Here is a 16,429-nt window from a genome sequence, read left to right on the forward strand (position 1 = left end):
CGCTCTCCGTATTCTGGGTATGCGGGACCGACAGCGCACCCGGCCGATGAGTTCCGCGTCGGAAATTCGATCGGAAATACGAAATTCGAAATCGACAGGCGGGATCGGGGCCTCGCGCCTCGTCCGGTGCGTTGCGGGCGGGTAGTTGGGGTGCGGTTCGCCTCGCGTGATTGAATTTATGGTGGTAGCGGACAGTGCCGCACGACGGCGCACGATCTGCATGTCATCGCCGGCTGCTCGTGCCGGATCAGAGAAAGGTAGCGCTGTGTCGGAGCATGACGACGGTAGGAGACCCTTCCGCCGTGGTAGTACCGGTCCGGACTCGGCCGGTTCCGGCACACCCGCGAACGACCGTGGTCAGGGCGAGCGCGCGCCGGGCGGATTCCGCCGCGGCGCTGACAGCGGCCGGGCCGGTGGCTCCGGCACGGGCGGCGATAATCGCCGCTCGGGGGGCTACGGCCGGGGCGAAGGTGACCGCCGGACCGGTGGCTACGGGCGAAGCGAAGGCGATCGCCGTTCCGGTGGTTACGGCCGAGGCGAAGACGACCGTCGCTCCGGGGGTTACGGGCGCGGCGAAGACGACCGCCGTTCCGGTGGGTTCCGCCGCGGTGACGACGATCGTCGCTCGGGCGGATACGGGCGTGGCGACGACCGCCGTTCGGGCCGCGACGATCGCAATGCCAGCGGGTTCGGCCGCGGTGACGAGCGCCGCTCCGGTGGGTTCCGGCGCGACAGCGACGACCGGCGTTCGGGCGGCCAAGGCCGGGGCGACGAGCGCCGCTCCGGCGGGTTCCGACGCGGTGACGACGATCGGGGTTCGGCGGGCTTCGGCCGCGACGATCGGCGGTCCCGAGGCAGGGAGCACAGCGAGCGCGATCGCCGGTCGAGCGGCGGCTACGGCCGCGGTGGAGACGAGCGTCGTTCGGGCGGTTATCAGCGCGGCGAAGGCGACCGCCGTTCGGGTGGTTTCGGGCGTGGCGACGATCGCCGATCCGGCGGGTTCCGTCGCGAGGACAGTGCCGGCCGGGCCGGGTTCGGTCGCGGCGACGACCGTCGGGGTGGCCGGGACGAGCGGCGGGGTGGCGGCCGATTCGGCCGGGACGACGCCGACTCCGGAAGTCGGTTCGGCTCCGACGAATTCGATACCGGGGTGCCGACCGAGGCGAGCGGGGATGCGGCCGGCGGCTCGGCGGATCGCGCGGCGCGGCGGCGCGGCGGTGAGGGCGCGCGGGTGGGCGGCGACAGCCGCTCGGCTCGTCCGGACGAACCACCGCTGCCCGACGACGTCCAGGCCGGCGACCTCGACAACGCGGTGCGTCGCGACCTGCTCAGCCTCGACAAGAACAACGCCGAGACGGTGGCCCGGCATCTGGTGATGGCGGCGCGCCTACTCGACGAGGACCCCGAGCAGGCGCTCGAACATGCCCGGGCCGCGCGGCGGCGAGCCGGGCGGATCGCGGTGGTTCGGGAAACCGCGGGCGTCACCGCCTATCACGCCGGCGAGTGGGCCGAGGCGCTGTCCGAGCTGCGCACGGCGCGCCGGATGTCCGGCGGTTCGGGCCTGCTCGCGGTCATGGCCGACTGCGAGCGCGGACTGGGCCGGCCCGAGCGTGCGATCGAGCTGGGCCGCAGCGACGAGGCGCGCGCGCTCTCCGGCGACGAAGCGACCGAGCTGCGGATCGTCGTCGCCGGTGCGCGAATGGATTTGGGCCAATACGATCAGGCCGTGGTGACCCTGCAGACTCCGGAGTTGGATCCGGCTCGGTCCGGTCCCGCGTCGGCACGGCTGTTCTACGCCTACGCCGAGGCGCTGCTGGCCGCCGGTCGGTCCGACGACGCGCTGCAGTGGTTCCTCAACGCGGCGGCGGCCGATGTCGACGGCGACACCGACGCCGAAGAGCGCGCCGACGAACTCGCGGGTGCGCAGGGCGACGACGACCTGGAGTAACGAGTGGCAGCATCGCTACGGGACGGCTTCGAGGCCCTCCTGCTGGACCTGGACGGCACCCTGTACCGCGGCGCGGAGGTGATCACGGGTGCACCGGAGGCGCTGCTGGCCGGTGGCGCCGGCCAGCGGCTGATGTACGTGACCAACAACGCGAGCCGGTCGGCCGCCGTCGTGGCGGATCATCTGCGCGAGTTGGGTTATCCCGCACGCGAAACCGACGTGGTGACCAGCGCGCAGGCCGCCGCGCACGTGCTGGCCTCCCGCCTCTCGGCCGGAGCGACGGTCCTGATCGTCGGCACCGACGACCTGGCCGCGGAAATCGAGAACGTGGGTTTGCGTCCGGTCCGGCGATTCAACGGTGTGGCCCCGGACGCGGTCGTCCAGGGCCATTCGCCGCATACCGGGTGGCCGGATCTGGCGGAAGCCTCCTATGCGGTGCGGGCCGGCGCCCTGTGGGTGGCGGCCAATGCCGACGCCACTCTGCCGAACGAACGGGGATTGGCACCCGGCAACGGCGCCATGGTCGCGGCGCTCCGGGCGGCGACGGACCGGGAGCCGGTGGTTGCGGGCAAACCTTATGCGCCGTTGCTCGAGGACGCGCTCGTGCGCGCCGACACTCGCAAGGCGCTGGTGGTGGGCGACCGGCTCGACACCGATATCGACGGCGCGCGGAGTGTGGGCCTGCCCTCGCTGATGGTGTTGACCGGTGTCAGCAGCCTCGACGACCTTCGTGCCCGACCGGCGGATCGTCGGCCCACCTATGTCGCACGCAGCCTCGATGCGCTGAATCAGCCTGTGGTGCAGCAGGATCCACGTGAGGCGGACCCGGTCGACCGGCTGGGCGAGCTGCTGGCGGAGAATCCCGGCCGGGCGATTTCGCTCGCCGGCTGACCGGACACGGCAGGCTCGCATTTCGGCGAGTCCGGTCCCAGGACGGCGAGGTGCGATGCGTCGACGATTCCGGTGATGCGTCGCCCGATCTCGATCGTCGGGGCGCCGGCGTATCCCGCCCTTTGTCCGTGTGGTCGTAGTGCTTTGCGGTGGAACAGCTTTCGCTAAGCCGGCGCTCTGACGTCGGTCAGTCGGATCGGTCCTCGAGAGCCGCGACGGCCGCTGCCGAGCGTGGCAGCATACCCATGCGGTGTAGGACCGGAGCGGCGGCCGCACCCGCTCGGCGCCGGGTGATCGCGGCCGACTCGTGTGCGGCCGTCGGAATTTTGAGCCACCACCGTTCGAGGAAGCGATAATCGTCGGCGGGAGCCAGGCGTTCGGCCAGGTCCGGGCGTTGGGCTCGCAGGTAGCGGCGGGCGCGGGCGGCGTGCATCGGGTCGGAGGCGATGATGATCCGGTCGGCGTTTTCGATCATCGGAATGGTGAATTCGATGTTCTGCCACGTGGTTCGGGCTCGGGTCTCGGTGCGGATGCGGTCGGCCGGTACACCCAGATGCTCGCGGGCATAGGCCGCCATGACCTCCGCCTCCACCCAGGGTCCGTGCACCGCACTGCCGGTGAAGACCAGGAACCCGTCGCGATCCTTCGGCAGCGATCGGGCGCCGATCCGGCACCGCCACCGCTGCAGCGGGTGCGTCGCCCCGTGCGCGGTGGCCGGATAGCCCAGCACCACGACCGCGACGGTTCCGGCGGGCTCGGGCGCCGCCCCCGGCCCCAGTAGCCGACCGGAGGCTCGCCGATGGGCCCATTCCGCGACCCCGACCACCGTGGCCGCCCCGACCGCGATCAGTGCGCCCGCGGCGGTCGCGAGCTGGGCTGCTCCAGGACGACGGTCGGCTCCCACGCCCGCCATTGTGCCAACAGTTGCCCCGGAGCCGCCGGTCCTGCGGTTCGTCGCATACGGATCGTCGGCGGCGCGGGTGTCCACCCGGTGGACCGCCGGCGACATCGCGGGCGATATCGACGCCCGGAGCCCGAGATGTGAGGACTCTGCTGAGCCGCATGCCCGAACGTCGCCGGGAGCGAACGTGGAAACCCAACCGCTTCGGTCCTCGGCCCGACACCGTCCGATCGCGCCGACCTCGAATCGACGGCGCGACGACAGTCGGGCGCGGCCGCCGTCGTCGGATATCGCTCCCGATGCCGAGCGGCACCCGATGCGAACGCGCATCCGCTGCACAGATGCACGCGACGCCGCGCGGAGGCAGTCCAGCGGACCTGGCTGTGCGGAGATCTTCCATCGATTCGGTGATGCGCAGATCTTTGCCGGAACGCCTCGGCAAGTCCGGCCGGTCGGGCGACACGCCCGAGTGGGTCGGCGCGGGCGTTTCGGTTGTGCCCGGCGCGGGCCCAGTGCCCGCGGACCTGATCGCCGGATCGCCCGCTCGGCGCGGATTCGCGTGACGAGTCGCTCCTCACGCCGCCTGTCTTCCTGTCGTGCAACTCCGGTAGCGTTGTCGGCACCATGACTACGCCGACGCCACGCCCGCATCAGCCCGGCTCTCCCGGCCCTCGCCCGGGGGTTCCGTTGCCCGGTCAGCACCTCGCGGCCGGGACCGCGGAGTTCGCCGATCCGGAGCAGGTTCGCGCCGAGGTGGCGGCATTGCTCGCGGAATTGCCTGGGGTACAGCGCAACAGCGGTGTGGACGACGACGGTGTGGACCGCGCGGCCGCCGACATCACGCGGCGCGCCCGGATTCTCGAGCAGGCACACGAGGTGCTCGTCGGCGCCCTGGCGACGGTGGACAAGATCTGAGGTGGCCAGGCGCGCGCGAGTGGACGCCGAACTGGTTCGCCGCGGATTGGCGCGGTCGCGGGAACACGCGGTCGAGCTGATCGGTGCGGGCCGCGTCCTCATCAACGGTTCGGTCGCATCGAAACCTGCCACGGCGGTGGAACCGAATACCCCGCTGCTGGTCCGTGCGGAGCCGGACGAGGTGCAGTGGGCCTCGCGCGGCGCGCACAAGGTACTGGGCGCGCTGGAAGCATTCGAACCGCTCGGCGTGCAGGTGGCCGGAAAGCGGTGCCTGGACGCCGGCGCGTCCACCGGCGGGTTCACCGATGTGCTGCTCAGCCGCGGTGCTCGTGAAGTGGTAGCGGTCGACGTCGGCTACGGACAGCTGGTGTGGCGGCTGCGCAACGACGAGCGGGTGCGGGTCTTCGACCGCACCAACGTGCGCACACTCACGCCGGAAGCGATCGGTGGGCCGGTGGAATTGGTGGTCGCCGATCTGTCGTTCATCTCCCTGGCCCTGGTGCTGCCCGCGCTGGCGGTCTGCTGCGCACCGGGTGCGGATCTGCTGCCCATGGTGAAGCCGCAGTTCGAGGTCGGTAAACAGCGAGTAGGCTCCGGCGGTGTGGTGCGTGATCCGGCTCTGCGCGCCGAGGCGGTGACCGAGGTGGCCGCCGCGGCCGCCGAACTCGGTCTGCACACCCGAGGGGTGGTGGCCAGCCCGCTACCGGGGCCGTCCGGGAATGTCGAGTACTTCCTGTGGCTGCGCAAGGAGTCCGGCGCGGCGGCCACGGATCCGGCCGCGATCAGCGAATTGGTGCAGCGTGCGGTCGAGGAGGGGCCACAGTGAAGCGGGAAATCCTGCTCGTCGCCCATCCGGGCCGTTCCGAACTGCTCGAGACCGCGCACCGGGTGGCGAAGATCTTCGCCGAGGCCGGAATCGGATTGCGGGTGCTCGAGGACGAGGCCTACAGCACCAAACTGGATGCCGACGACACCGGCGAACCCGACGGATATCCGGTGCGGGTGGTTGCGCACGGGCCCGAGGCCGCGGTGGGCTGTGAGATGGTGCTGGCGCTCGGCGGCGACGGCACCTTCCTGCGCGGGGCGGAGATGGCTCATCCCGCGCGGGTTCCGGTGCTCGGAATCAACCTGGGCCGCATCGGGTTTCTGACCGAGGCCGAAGCCGAACACCTCGACGAGGCATTGGCCCAGGTGGTGAAGGGCGACTATCGCATCGAGCAGCGGATGACCGTAGATGTCAGTGTCCGCGTCGATGATGTGGTGGTGGAGCGCGGATGGGCCCTCAACGAGGCCAGTATCGAGAATGCCGCCCGGATGGGCGTGCTCGAGGTCGTCCTCGAGGTCGACGGCCGGCCGGTCTCGCAATTCGGTTGTGACGGAGTTCTGATCGCGACCCCCACCGGCTCCACGGCCTATGCCTTCTCGGCCGGCGGCCCGGTGGTGTGGCCGGAGCTCGAGGCGTTGCTGGTGATCCCCAGCAACGCCCACGCCCTGTTCGCGCGACCGCTGGTGACGAGTCCGGAATCGCGGATCGCCGTGGAAACCGTTGCGGCGGGCCATGATGCGATCGTCTTCCTGGACGGCAGGCGTACCCTGGCGCTACCGCGGGGTGGACGGTTCGAGGCGGTCCGCGGCGTCGAACCGGTGCGCTGGGTGCGGCTGGATTCCGCGCCGTTCGCCGACCGGATGGTGCGCAAGTTCCGCCTGCCCGTGACAGGCTGGCGGGGCCGGCGTCCGGAGCGGCCGATCGCGGCGGAACCGACCCGCGTACCCACCGAGCACCCCGGCTCAGGCGATAGCGAACACCGCCGAACGGAGAGCACACGTGCTGACAGAGATCAGGATTGACGGCCTCGGCGTCATATCCACCGCGACCGCGCAGTTCCACGCGGGCTTGACCTGCGTGACCGGCGAGACCGGTGCCGGCAAGACGATGGTCGTCACCGGCCTGCACCTGCTCGGTGGCGCCCGTGCCGATGCCGGCCGGGTCCGGCAGGGCGCGTCGCGCGCGGTGGTGGAGGGCCGATTCACGGTCGACGAGGTGCACGACAGCGCCCGCGACGAGGTCGAGAAAGTACTGGAATCGTCCGGGGCGCAACGCGATGACGACGACAGCATCATCGCCGTGCGCACGGTGAGCAGCGACGGCCGGTCCCGGGCCCACCTCGGCGGCCGCAGCGTGCCGGCCGCGGTCCTGTCCGATTTCACCGCGCCGCTGCTGACCGTGCACGGCCAGAACGACCAGTTGCGCCTGCAGCGGCCGGATCAGCAATTGCAGGCCCTCGACCGCTTCGCCGGTGAGGCGGTGGCCGGGCTGCTGCGCAAATATCAACTGGCCCGCCGGACCTGGTTACAGGCGCGCACCGAACTGCTGGAACGCACCGCCCGCAGTCGCGAGCTAGCGCTCGAGGCCGACCGATTGCAGCATTCGCTGAACGAAATCGACACCGTCGCACCGGAACCCGGTGAGGACGAGCGGATCGTCGCCGAGGTGCTGCGGCTCAGCGATCTGGATTCGCTCCGCGATGCCGCCGGGGCCGCGCACGAGGCGCTGGCCGGGCCCGGTGACTCGCCCGGGGAGGGTGCGGGGGCCTTGGACGCCCTGGGTACCGCGCGGGCCCGGCTGGAAGCCAGTGACGACCCCGCGCTGACGGCGCTGGCGCCACGGCTGGGGGAGGCGATCGCGGTGGTCGCGGATGTGACCACCGAATTGAGTTCCTATCTGTCGGATCTGCCGTCCGATCCCGCGGCGCTGGACAGTCTGCTGACCCGCCAGGCCGAATTGAAGTCGCTGACCCGCAAATACGCGCCCGATGTGGACGCGGTGATCGCCTGGGCCGAGGACGCCCGTAACCGGCTCGCCTCCCTCGATGTGTCCGAGGAGGCATTGGCGGCGCTGGCCGCCGAGGTGGAGACCGCGGCCGAGCAGGTTCGCGAGACCGCCAAGAAGCTGACCGCGGCTCGCCGGAAGGCCGCCCGCAAGCTGGCGGCTGCGGTGAGTGCCGAATTGAGCGGTCTGGCCATGGGGCGGGCGAAACTCGAGGTGGAGGTCCGTCCGCTGCCGGCGGCCGCGCAGGACAGTGCGCCCATCACCGTCGACGGGGCGGAGCTGCATGCGGGCGCGACCGGCGTGGACGAGGTGGAATTCCGGTTGTCCGCGCATTCGGGCGCGCAGTCGCTGCCGTTGAGCCGCAGCGCATCCGGTGGCGAGCTGTCGCGGGTGATGCTCGCCCTCGAGGTGGTGCTCGCGGCCTCCGAATACGGGTCCACGATGGTGTTCGACGAGGTCGACGCCGGCGTGGGCGGCCGGGCCGCGGTGGAGATCGGCCGGCGACTGGCCCGGCTCGCGCGTACCCACCAGGTCATCGTCGTGACACATCTGCCGCAGGTCGCGGCCTTCGCCGACACCCATCTGGTGGTGGACAAGGTCGACGACGGTAAGGGCGTGAACAGTGGGGTGCGGGCGTTGACCACCGATGAGCGCGTGGTCGAACTGGCTCGGATGCTGGCCGGTCTCGACGATACCGAGACCGGCCGCGCGCACGCCGAGGAGCTGCTGGCCACCGCGCGCGCGGAGAAGGCCGACACCACCTCGGCGGCCGGCTGAGCGCTCGCCGCGGCGGGAGCGGCTACTTCGCGGCGGCCTTCTTGGCGGCCTTGAGGAACGGCGCGATCAGCCCACGCAGGAACAGTTCGGTCGCCTTGTCCGGGACCGGGAGCTTCGGCTCGGATTCCATGCGGTAGGAGACCAGGGTGCCGTCGGGAGCGTCGGCGAAGGTGATGGTGCCGACGTGCCGCTTCACGGGCGCCCCGGCAACGATCCGGTACTGCATGCGCTCACCGGGCACGAGCTCGGTGGTTTCCTCGGTCACGCCGATGCCGCCGATGCCGACCAGATACCGCGCGCCGACTCCGGCCGGCTCGGGCGAGCCGGGCTTGCGCAGCGTGATCCGCACGGGCAGATAGCCGTTGAGGCTGTCGCGCTCGGCGAACAGCTTGTAGACGACGTCGCGCGGCGCGGGGATGACCGTGTCGACAGTGGTACTGGCCATGGCGTTCTCCTTCGGATGCAGTGAGCCGAAGCATATCCGTACCAGCGGTCCGGTCCGGCACGCCAGTCGACGGCGCGACGCGCGCGATCGCTGGCATCGCAGTTGTGGATGTGCTAGGACGTCGGCGCGCCTCCACCAATGGTTGAGACTTTGCGTCCATGATCGGATGCCATGAAGATGCTGGCGCTGTTGTCGCGCAACACCGAAACGCTTCCCGGCGTCACCGGGATGGCCCGGGTGGACCGCAATACCCGGCGCCTGCTCAAGCGCGTCGGCGCGGGGGATGTGGTGGTCCTCGACGAGATGGACATCGATCGACTCACCGCTGACCGGCTCGTAGAGGCCGGAGTGGCGGCGGTGATCAACGCCTCCCCGTCGATCTCCGGGCGCTATCCGAACCTCGGTCCGGAAGTCTTGGCGGCCAACGGAATCGTGTTGCTGGATGCTGTCTCGGCCGATGTGTTCGGCAAGATCAAGGACGGCAGCAAGGTTCGCATCGATGCCGGTGTGGTGTATGCCGACAAGCTGACCAAGAAGGAACCCGAGGTCCTGGTCGAGGCCATCGAGCTCACCGATCAGGTCATCGCGGAGCGAATGATCGCCGCGCGGAACGGACTCGCCGATCACCTGGAAGCCTTCGCCGGCAATACGATCGAATACATCCGCAGTGAAAGCGCCCTGCTCATCGACGGTCTCGGCGTTCCGGCGCTGGATCTGTCGATGCGTGGCCGCCATGTCGTCGTGGTGGCCGACGGGCCCGACAGTCGTGACGACCTCAAAGCGATCAAGCCGTTCGTGAAGGAGTACGCGCCGATTCTGGTGGGGGTCGGCCGGGGCGCCGACATCCTGACCAAGGCGGGCTACCGTCCCGATCTGATCGTGGGCGATCCCGAGGAGATCACCGCGAGCACGTTGAAGTGTGGCGCCGAGGTGATCCTGCCGGCCGACACCGACGGACACGCCAAGGGCCTGGACCGAATTCAGGATCTCGGGATCGGCGCCACCACCTTCCCGTCCTCGGGCTCGGCGGCGGATCTGGCGTTGCTGCTCGCCGATCATCACGGTGCGGCGTTGATCATCACCTGCGGGGCGCCCGCGTCGCTCGACGACTTCTTCGACCGCAGCCGCCGGGAATCCAGTCCGGCGATGTTCCTGACCCGGCTCAAGGCCGGTCCGAAGCTGATGGACGCCAAGGCGGTCGCCACCCTGTATCGGCAGGGTAATTCCGGCTGGGCCACCGCGTTGGTGGTGCTGGCGGCGTTGGTGGCGCTGATCGTGGGCCTGCTGGTGTCCTCGCATCTGGGCGGCGATCTGCTGGATTGGCTGGACTCGGTGTGGCGCCAAGCGCAGGGCGGGCTGCACCGACTATCGGACCACCGGGGGTAGGCACACGTGCGGTTCATGCGTCGGCTCGTCGTCTCCCTGATCGCGATCTTTGTGGCCCTGGTGGTGGGCGCGGCGGTCGGCGTCGCGGTCCGGTTCGGTGCCGCCGGGGACGGTGAGGATCTGGCCCGGCGCAACGACGACCTGTCCGCGGCCAACGGCCGGCTCGAACGCCAAGCCGGAGCCGCCGACGATTTCATCGCGCGGTCGGCGGGCCGGATCCTGGGCGGGACGCTCACGGACCGAACGGTGCTGGTGTTCACCACCCCGGATGCCGATGCCGCGGACGTCGACGCTGTGACGGCCGCGCTCACCACGGCCGGCGCGAAGATCACCGGACGGGTCTCGCTCACCGATGCGTTCGTCGACGCCGGGCAGGGCGACCGGTTGCGCACCGCGGTCACCAATATGATCCCGGCCGGGGCGCAACTGCGGACCGAGGCCGTGGACCAGGGCAGCCTCGCGGGTGATCTGGTCGGCCTGGCCTTCCTGACCGATCCCGGCACCGGCGCCGAACGCGCGACCGGCCAGGAACGCGGGCTGATCGTGGACACGCTGCGCGGTGGTGGCTTCCTGGCCACCGACACCGCGACGCCCGCCCAGCTGGCGGTGGTGGTGACGGGCGCCGGCGCGCGGGCCGACCAGGACGGCCAGGGCTCGATCGTCGCGCATTTCGCCGGGGCGCTGCGCGGCCGCGGCGCCGGCGTGGTGCTGGCCGGGCGGCCGGGATCCTCGGACGGGTCCGGGCCGATCGCGCAGGTGCGCAGGGATGGCCGGCTGGATGCGGCGGTGACCACTGTCGACAATGTGGATCGCGAGATAGGCCGCGTTACAACGGCACTCGGGCTCGCCGAGCAACTCGGCGGCAAAACCGGCCACTACGGGACCGGCCCGGAGGCCACCTCGGTGTCGGTGGCCGCGCTGCCCGGCTGAGTCGCGGGCCGACGCCGCGCGGCCGAGGGTGACGTCGGGGCGAGTGTCGCGGTGGGCTCGGGCGATCCCGATCACTCGCGGGGCTCGGCCGTGAGGTTGCTGCGCAGAGTGAGACGCATGTGACAGAGGCGCACGATGACCATGGACTTGTCCCGCGTGGCATTCGTTTCGCAACCGATTTTCGTGTTAGCGTGGAGTCCCGTGAGTCAATCGCGGATTCCGGCGCGCTCCCCCCATCAGACGGCCACCAAACACATCTTCGTGAGTGGCGGTGTCGCCTCCTCCCTCGGCAAGGGACTGACCGCCTCCAGCCTCGGCCAGCTGCTGACCGCCCGTGGGTTGCGGGTCACCATGCAGAAGCTGGACCCGTATCTGAACGTCGACCCCGGCACCATGAACCCCTTCCAGCACGGTGAGGTGTTCGTGACCGAGGACGGCGCCGAGACCGACCTCGACGTCGGTCACTACGAGCGTTTCCTCGACCGCGACCTGTCGCGTGATGCGAATGTCACGACGGGACAGATCTATTCGTCGGTGATCGCCAAGGAGCGGCGCGGCGAATATCTCGGTGACACCGTGCAGGTCATCCCGCACATCACCGACGAGATCAAGGCCCGCATCCTGGCCATGAGCGGCCCGGATCTGCAGGGGCAGACCCCGGATGTGGTGATCACCGAGATCGGCGGCACCGTCGGCGACATCGAATCCCAGCCGTTCCTCGAGGCGGCGCGCCAGATCCGCCACGAGGTGGGCCGGGACAACTGCTTCTTCCTGCACGTCACGCTGGTGCCGTATCTGGCGCCCTCGGGCGAGCTGAAGACCAAGCCGACCCAGCACTCGGTAGCCGCCCTGCGCAACATCGGTATCCAGCCCGATGCGCTGATTCTGCGCTGCGACCGGGAAGTGCCGCAGGGCCTGAAGAACAAGATCGCCCTGATGTGCGACGTGGACGTCGACGCCTGTATCTCGACCCCGGACGCGCCCTCGATCTACGACATTCCCAAGGTGCTGCACCGCGAGGGCCTCGACGCCTACGTCGTGCGCAAACTCGGCCTGCCGTTCCGCGATGTGGACTGGACCGTCTGGGGTGATCTGCTCGATCGGGTGCACAACCCGCGCGAGGAGGTGACCGTCGCGCTGGTCGGCAAATACGTCGACCTGCCGGATGCCTACCTGTCGGTCACCGAGGCGCTGCGCGCGGGCGGGTTCGCGGCCAAGGCGAAGGTGAACATCCGCTGGGTGCAGTCCGACGAATGCGAAACCCCGGAGGGCGCGCAGCATCATCTGTCCGATGTGGACGCCGTGCTGATTCCCGGCGGATTCGGCATCCGGGGCATCGAGGGCAAGGTCGGTGCCATCCGCTTCGCCCGCACTCGGCAGATTCCGCTGCTGGGCTTGTGCCTGGGCCTGCAGTGCGTGGTGATCGAGGCCGCCCGGTCGGTGGGGCTCGAGGACGCCAACTCGGCCGAATTCGAGCCGGACACCACTCATCCGGTGATCTCGACGATGGCGGATCAGGCGCAGGCGGTCGCCGGTGAGGCCGATCTCGGCGGCACGATGCGACTGGGCGCCTACCCCGCCGTGCTGGAGAAGGGCTCGGTGGTCGCGCAGGCCTACGGCGAGACCGAGGTGTCCGAGCGGCATCGGCATCGCTACGAGGTCAACAACGCCTACCGCGACAAGATCGCCCAGAGCGGGCTGCGGTTCTCCGGGACCTCGCCGGACGGGCATCTGGTCGAATTCGTGGAGTTGCCGGCCGAGGTGCACCCCTATTTCGTCGCCACGCAGGCGCATCCGGAACTGAAGAGCCGTCCGACCCGTCCGCATCCCCTGTTCGCCGGCCTGATCAACGCCGCCTTGAAATACAAGGGAGCCGAACGGCTTCCGGTCGAGATCTACGACGATGTGGCGGCGGACGAGGCCGAACGGGTCGGCCGGTGAGCGAACCCGGTAGCCACGACTTCCGAACCGTCGGCTCCGAGACCGTGTATTCGGGGGCGATCGTGGCCCTGCGCCTGGACCAGGTCGAGATGCCCGGCGGGCGGGTCGCCGAACGCGAGGTGGTCGAACACCATGGGGCAGTGGCGATCGTGGCGCTCGACGACAGCGGCTCGGTGGTGCTGATCAACCAGTACCGGCATCCGGTCGGGCGGCGCCTGCTGGAGTTGCCGGCCGGATTGCTCGACCAGGCCGGGGAGGATCCGCTCGCGGCCGCGCAGCGCGAACTCGCCGAGGAGACCGGCTTGGCCGCGCGGGACTGGTCGGTGCTCGTCGATGTCGTGCTCTCGCCCGGCTTCACCGACGAGGCGTTGCGGATCTATCTCGCGACCGGTCTGTCCGAGACCGATCGGCCCGATCCCGAACACGAGGAAGCGGATCTGGCCATCGTGCGGATGCCGTTGCCGGAGGCGGTGTCCGCCGCGCTGTCGGGCCGGATCGAGAACGCGACCGCGGTCGCGGGTCTGCTGGCGGCCTCGGTCGCCCAGTCGAACGGGACCGCCTTGCGACCGGCCGATTCGCCGTGGCCGGGGCTGCCGACCCGGTTGCTCGATCGCAAAGCCGCCGAGGCCGCGCAGGCGTAGCCGCGAATCCGGTCGTCCGCCGAATGCTCGGCACCGGCGACCGGATTTCGTCACATCGCCGCGCGACTGTGTGTTCGCACGGCCGGATGTCGGCGGCTGCTGTCATGATGGCAGCGTGACCGTCGCTGTTCCCGCCGTCGCGGCGGACGAATTTCCGCACCCGGGTGGGTGAACCCGTGGTGGAGCAGCAGATTCAGGCATATCTCGACCATCTGACCGTCGAACGAGGTGCGGCCGGCAACACGCTCGGTGCGTACCGGCGGGATCTGCAGCGCTATCAGGAATTTCTGCGGCAGCGTGGCATTTCGGATCTGGACCGGGTGACCGAGCATCTGATCGCCGATTTCGTTGTCTCCCTGCGGGCCGGTGGCGACGGTTATCCGGCGCTGGCGGCCAGTTCCGCGGCCCGTGCGCTGGTCGCGGTGCGGGGACTGCATCGCTTCGCCGCCGCCGAGGGGTTCACTCGGGGCGATGTCGCACACGGCGTGAAACCGCCGGTCCCGGCCCGTCGGCTACCGAAAGCCCTTCCGTACGAAGATGTTTCGAAACTGCTGGAGGCGGCGGGCGGGGGAGACGACGCCGGATCCGGCGGCGGTCCGCGCGGACTGCGGGACCGGGCCATGCTGGAGCTGCTGTATTCCACCGGCGCCCGGATCTCGGAGGTGGTCGGGCTCGATGTCGACGATATCGACACCGCCGGGCGTGCGGTCGTGCTGCACGGCAAGGGCGGTAAACAGCGGATGGTGCCGATCGGACGACCGGCGCTGGCCGCCGTCGACGCCTATCTCGTGCGCGGCCGGCCGGTGCTCGGGGCGCGCGGCAAGGGCACGCCGGCGCTGTTTCTCAACGCCCGCGGTGGCCGATTGTCGCGGCAGAGCGCCTGGCAGGTGTTGCAGGATGCGGCCGAGCGGGCCGGGATACAGGCGGCGGTGTCTCCGCATACCCTGCGGCACTCCTTCGCCACCCACCTGCTCGACGGGGGCGCCGACGTGCGGGTGGTCCAAGAGCTGCTGGGGCACGCCTCGGTGACGACCACCCAGATCTACACCCTCGTCACCGTCAATACGCTGCACGAGGTCTGGGCCACCGCGCACCCGCGCGCCCGCTGACGCAGCGGCGGCCGGTATCGGGTGCTGATTGCCGCAGCGATATCGGGTGCGGATTGCCGCAAAGGGTTTCCGAACACCCCCTCGAGGCGACAGAATGCGGAGTTGGTGCCGTGAGGACACGGGTGTTGTGGCGCGGGTAATGACACAAGTGCGCAACGATCGGGGGCGTTCCCCGAGCGTGTCCGATCGGGGGTCTTGCGCTCGGAGGCGGTAGCGTCTATGGCGGCGGTCCGGTACATCGGTTCTGGATGTAGCGACCGCCCGCTGTTCCGCAGCGCGCGGCGGGGCAACGAGCTGGACAACTGAAGGAGCAGCGGACATGACGACAGCCGGTGCGGCCGAGCCGCCGAACAGCGCTGCGGCAGAACCGCTTTCGAGTATCCGAACCGGCCTCCGTATCGAACAGGCGGCCCGCAGACTCTGGGAGGCGAACGACATCGTGGCGGACGGCACCGAACTCGGCCCGACCGGACGCCCGCTGCGCGACATCCCCGAACCACCCCCGTCGTCGCGCAACGGTGACGCCCTGATCGTCGCCATGTGCAATCAGAAGGGCGGCGTCGGAAAGACCACCTCGACCATCAACCTGGGCGCCGCGCTGGCCGAGTACGGTCGCCGGGTCCTGCTGGTCGACCTCGATCCGCAGGGTGCGCTGTCGGCGGGTCTCGGCGTGGCCCACCACGACCTGGACCTCACCGTGCACAATCTGCTCGTCGGCGGCCGCGCCGGTGCGGACGACGTGCTGCTCAACACCAAGGTCGACGGCATGGATCTGCTGCCCAGCAATATCGACCTCTCCGCGGCGGAGATTCAGCTGGTCAACGAGGTGGGCCGGGAACAGACGCTCGGCCGCGCGCTGGCGCCGCTGCGTGACCGCTACGACTACATCCTCATCGACTGCCAGCCGTCGCTCGGGCTGCTGACGGTCAACGCGCTGGCCTGCGCGGACGGCGTGATCATCCCGATGGAATGCGAGTACTTCTCGCTGCGCGGGCTGGCCTTGCTCACCGACACGGTCGAGAAGGTGCGGGACCGGCTCAACCCTCGGTTGGAGCTGTCGGGCATCGTGGTCACCATGTTCGATGCGCGTTTGCTGCACTCGCGGCAGGTGATGGCCCGGGTGGTCGAGGTGTTCGGCGACCTGGTGTACGACACCGTGATCAACCGGACCGTCCGCTTCCCCGATGCCAGCGTGGCCGGCGAACCGATCACCACCTGGGCGCCGAAATCCGGTGGCGCGGAGGCGTATCGGGCGATGGCACGGGAAGTCATCCACCGGTCGGGCCGGTGAGCGAGGCCGGACCACCGGCTGCCGAGGTCGTCCCGGAATACCCTGCCGTCGAGTTGTCGCAGACCACATCACCCGAGCCCGAAGCCGCTGCCCCGCCTGTCGGGGTCGAATCGCCGGCGGCCGCCGAGCCCGCCGGCAAGACCGACGGGTTCCATCTGCGGCTGAGCAATTTCCAGGGCCCGTTCGACCTGTTGCTGCAGCTGATCAGCCAGCGGCGGCTCGATGTCACCGAGGTGGCGTTGCACCAGGTCACCGACGAGTTCATCGCATATACGAAGGAATTGACGGCGAGCCTGGAACGCGATCCGACGCTGCGCGCGGACCGGATTCTCGATCAGACCACCGAGTTCCTGGTCGTCGCCGCGACCCTGCTGGATCTGAAGGCGGCGCGGCTGCTGCCGTCCGGGGAGATGACCGACGCCGA

16 protein-coding genes are annotated in these 16,429 nt (G+C 69.9%); 13 read left to right on the top strand and 3 right to left on the bottom strand.

The window, feature by feature from the left end; translation table 11 throughout:
- Nucleotides 1–247: 247 nt before the first annotated feature.
- Complete coding sequence (locus tag ON37_RS32850) at nt 248–865, bottom strand: hypothetical protein (protein ID WP_157171402.1); 618 nt, start codon at nt 863–865, stop codon at nt 248–250.
- Between the two features lie 285 nt (nt 866–1,150).
- Between ON37_RS32850 and ON37_RS09965 the strand changes: the two genes are divergently transcribed.
- Together ON37_RS09965 and ON37_RS09970 are read left to right on the top strand one after the other, a co-directional pair.
- Nucleotides 1,151–1,948: a tetratricopeptide repeat protein gene (locus ON37_RS09965; RefSeq protein WP_245553134.1), complete on the top strand. Its 798-nt coding sequence runs from the start codon at nt 1,151–1,153 to the stop codon at nt 1,946–1,948.
- Between the two features lie 3 nt (nt 1,949–1,951).
- Complete coding sequence (locus ON37_RS09970) at nt 1,952–2,839, top strand: HAD-IIA family hydrolase (RefSeq protein WP_040718603.1); 888 nt, start codon at nt 1,952–1,954, stop codon at nt 2,837–2,839.
- Between the two features lie 187 nt (nt 2,840–3,026).
- Here the strand turns inward: ON37_RS09970 and ON37_RS09975 are convergent, their stop codons facing one another.
- Nucleotides 3,027–3,743: a YdcF family protein gene (locus ON37_RS09975; protein WP_210742166.1), complete on the bottom strand. Its 717-nt coding sequence runs from the start codon at nt 3,741–3,743 to the stop codon at nt 3,027–3,029.
- A 621-nt stretch (nt 3,744–4,364) separates the two neighbouring features.
- Here ON37_RS09975 and ON37_RS09980 point away from each other — a divergent pair.
- From ON37_RS09980 to recN, 4 genes are read left to right on the top strand one after another with little or no spacing between them, the layout of a single operon-like run.
- Entirely contained in the window at nt 4,365–4,655 is a 291-nt protein-coding gene (locus ON37_RS09980) for a hypothetical protein (protein WP_040718604.1), read from the top strand.
- A gap of 1 nt (nt 4,656) precedes the next feature.
- A complete protein-coding gene (locus ON37_RS09985) occupies nt 4,657–5,481 on the top strand; it encodes a TlyA family RNA methyltransferase (RefSeq protein WP_040718605.1) in 825 nt (274 codons plus the stop codon).
- Nucleotides 5,478–6,503, top strand: a complete 1,026-nt coding sequence (locus ON37_RS09990) for an NAD kinase (RefSeq protein WP_083892862.1) — start codon at nt 5,478–5,480, stop codon at nt 6,501–6,503. Before ON37_RS09985 ends, ON37_RS09990 begins: the two co-directional genes overlap by 4 nt.
- A complete protein-coding gene (recN, locus tag ON37_RS09995; RefSeq protein WP_040718606.1) occupies nt 6,481–8,262 on the top strand; it encodes a DNA repair protein RecN in 1,782 nt (593 codons plus the stop codon). Before ON37_RS09990 ends, recN begins: the two co-directional genes overlap by 23 nt.
- Nucleotides 8,263–8,284: 22 nt before the next feature.
- On the opposite strand, the gene ON37_RS10000 is transcribed toward recN, so the two are convergent.
- A complete protein-coding gene (locus ON37_RS10000; protein WP_040718607.1) occupies nt 8,285–8,707 on the bottom strand; it encodes an SRPBCC family protein in 423 nt (140 codons plus the stop codon).
- A 171-nt stretch (nt 8,708–8,878) separates the two neighbouring features.
- On the opposite strand from ON37_RS10000, the gene steA reads away from it, so the two are divergent.
- The 7 genes from steA to ON37_RS10035 form a co-directional block, all read left to right on the top strand.
- Nucleotides 8,879–10,093, top strand: coding sequence for a putative cytokinetic ring protein SteA (steA, locus tag ON37_RS10005; protein WP_051031413.1), 1,215 nt, complete (start codon nt 8,879–8,881; stop codon nt 10,091–10,093).
- 15 nt (nt 10,094–10,108) lie between these two features.
- On the top strand, nt 10,109–11,023 hold the full coding sequence (locus tag ON37_RS10010) for a copper transporter (RefSeq protein ID WP_040718614.1): 915 nt from the start codon (nt 10,109–10,111) through the stop codon (nt 11,021–11,023).
- Nucleotides 11,024–11,224: 201 nt separating this feature from the next.
- Nucleotides 11,225–12,964 carry a CTP synthase gene (gene pyrG, locus ON37_RS10015; RefSeq protein WP_040718608.1) on the top strand — a complete coding sequence of 580 codons (1,740 nt, stop codon included), beginning with the start codon at nt 11,225–11,227 and terminating at the stop codon, nt 12,962–12,964.
- Nucleotides 12,961–13,605 (top strand): NUDIX domain-containing protein, encoded by a 645-nt coding sequence (locus ON37_RS10020; RefSeq protein WP_040718609.1) that lies wholly within the window; start codon nt 12,961–12,963, stop codon nt 13,603–13,605. Before pyrG ends, ON37_RS10020 begins: the two co-directional genes overlap by 4 nt.
- Before the next feature lie 179 nt (nt 13,606–13,784).
- Nucleotides 13,785–14,714 (top strand): site-specific tyrosine recombinase XerD, encoded by a 930-nt coding sequence (xerD, locus tag ON37_RS10025; RefSeq protein ID WP_040718615.1) that lies wholly within the window; start codon nt 13,785–13,787, stop codon nt 14,712–14,714.
- 319 nt (nt 14,715–15,033) lie between these two features.
- Nucleotides 15,034–16,005: a ParA family protein gene (locus ON37_RS10030; protein WP_083892863.1), complete on the top strand. Its 972-nt coding sequence runs from the start codon at nt 15,034–15,036 to the stop codon at nt 16,003–16,005.
- On the top strand, nt 16,002–16,429 hold a 428-nt coding region (locus tag ON37_RS10035; RefSeq protein ID WP_373281999.1), incomplete at its 3' end, for a segregation and condensation protein A. The genes ON37_RS10030 and ON37_RS10035, both read left to right, overlap by 4 nt.

This window comes from Nocardia veterana NBRC 100344 (assembly GCF_000308855.1).
Classification (GTDB): Bacteria; Actinomycetota; Actinomycetes; order Mycobacteriales; family Mycobacteriaceae; genus Nocardia; species Nocardia veterana.

What these genes read in the sequence shown, in the direction of transcription:
- ON37_RS10000 (WP_040718607.1), bottom strand. Translation starts at nt 8,707, where the DNA reads ATGGCCAGTACCACTGTCGACACGGTCATCCCCGCGCCGCGCGACGTC.
- ON37_RS10030 (WP_083892863.1), top strand. Translation starts at nt 15,034, where the DNA reads ATGACGACAGCCGGTGCGGCCGAGCCGCCGAACAGCGCTGCGGCAGAA.
- steA (WP_051031413.1), top strand. Translation starts at nt 8,879, where the DNA reads ATGAAGATGCTGGCGCTGTTGTCGCGCAACACCGAAACGCTTCCCGGC.
- ON37_RS09980 (WP_040718604.1), top strand. Translation starts at nt 4,365, where the DNA reads ATGACTACGCCGACGCCACGCCCGCATCAGCCCGGCTCTCCCGGCCCT.
- ON37_RS10010 (WP_040718614.1), top strand. Translation starts at nt 10,109, where the DNA reads ATGCGTCGGCTCGTCGTCTCCCTGATCGCGATCTTTGTGGCCCTGGTG.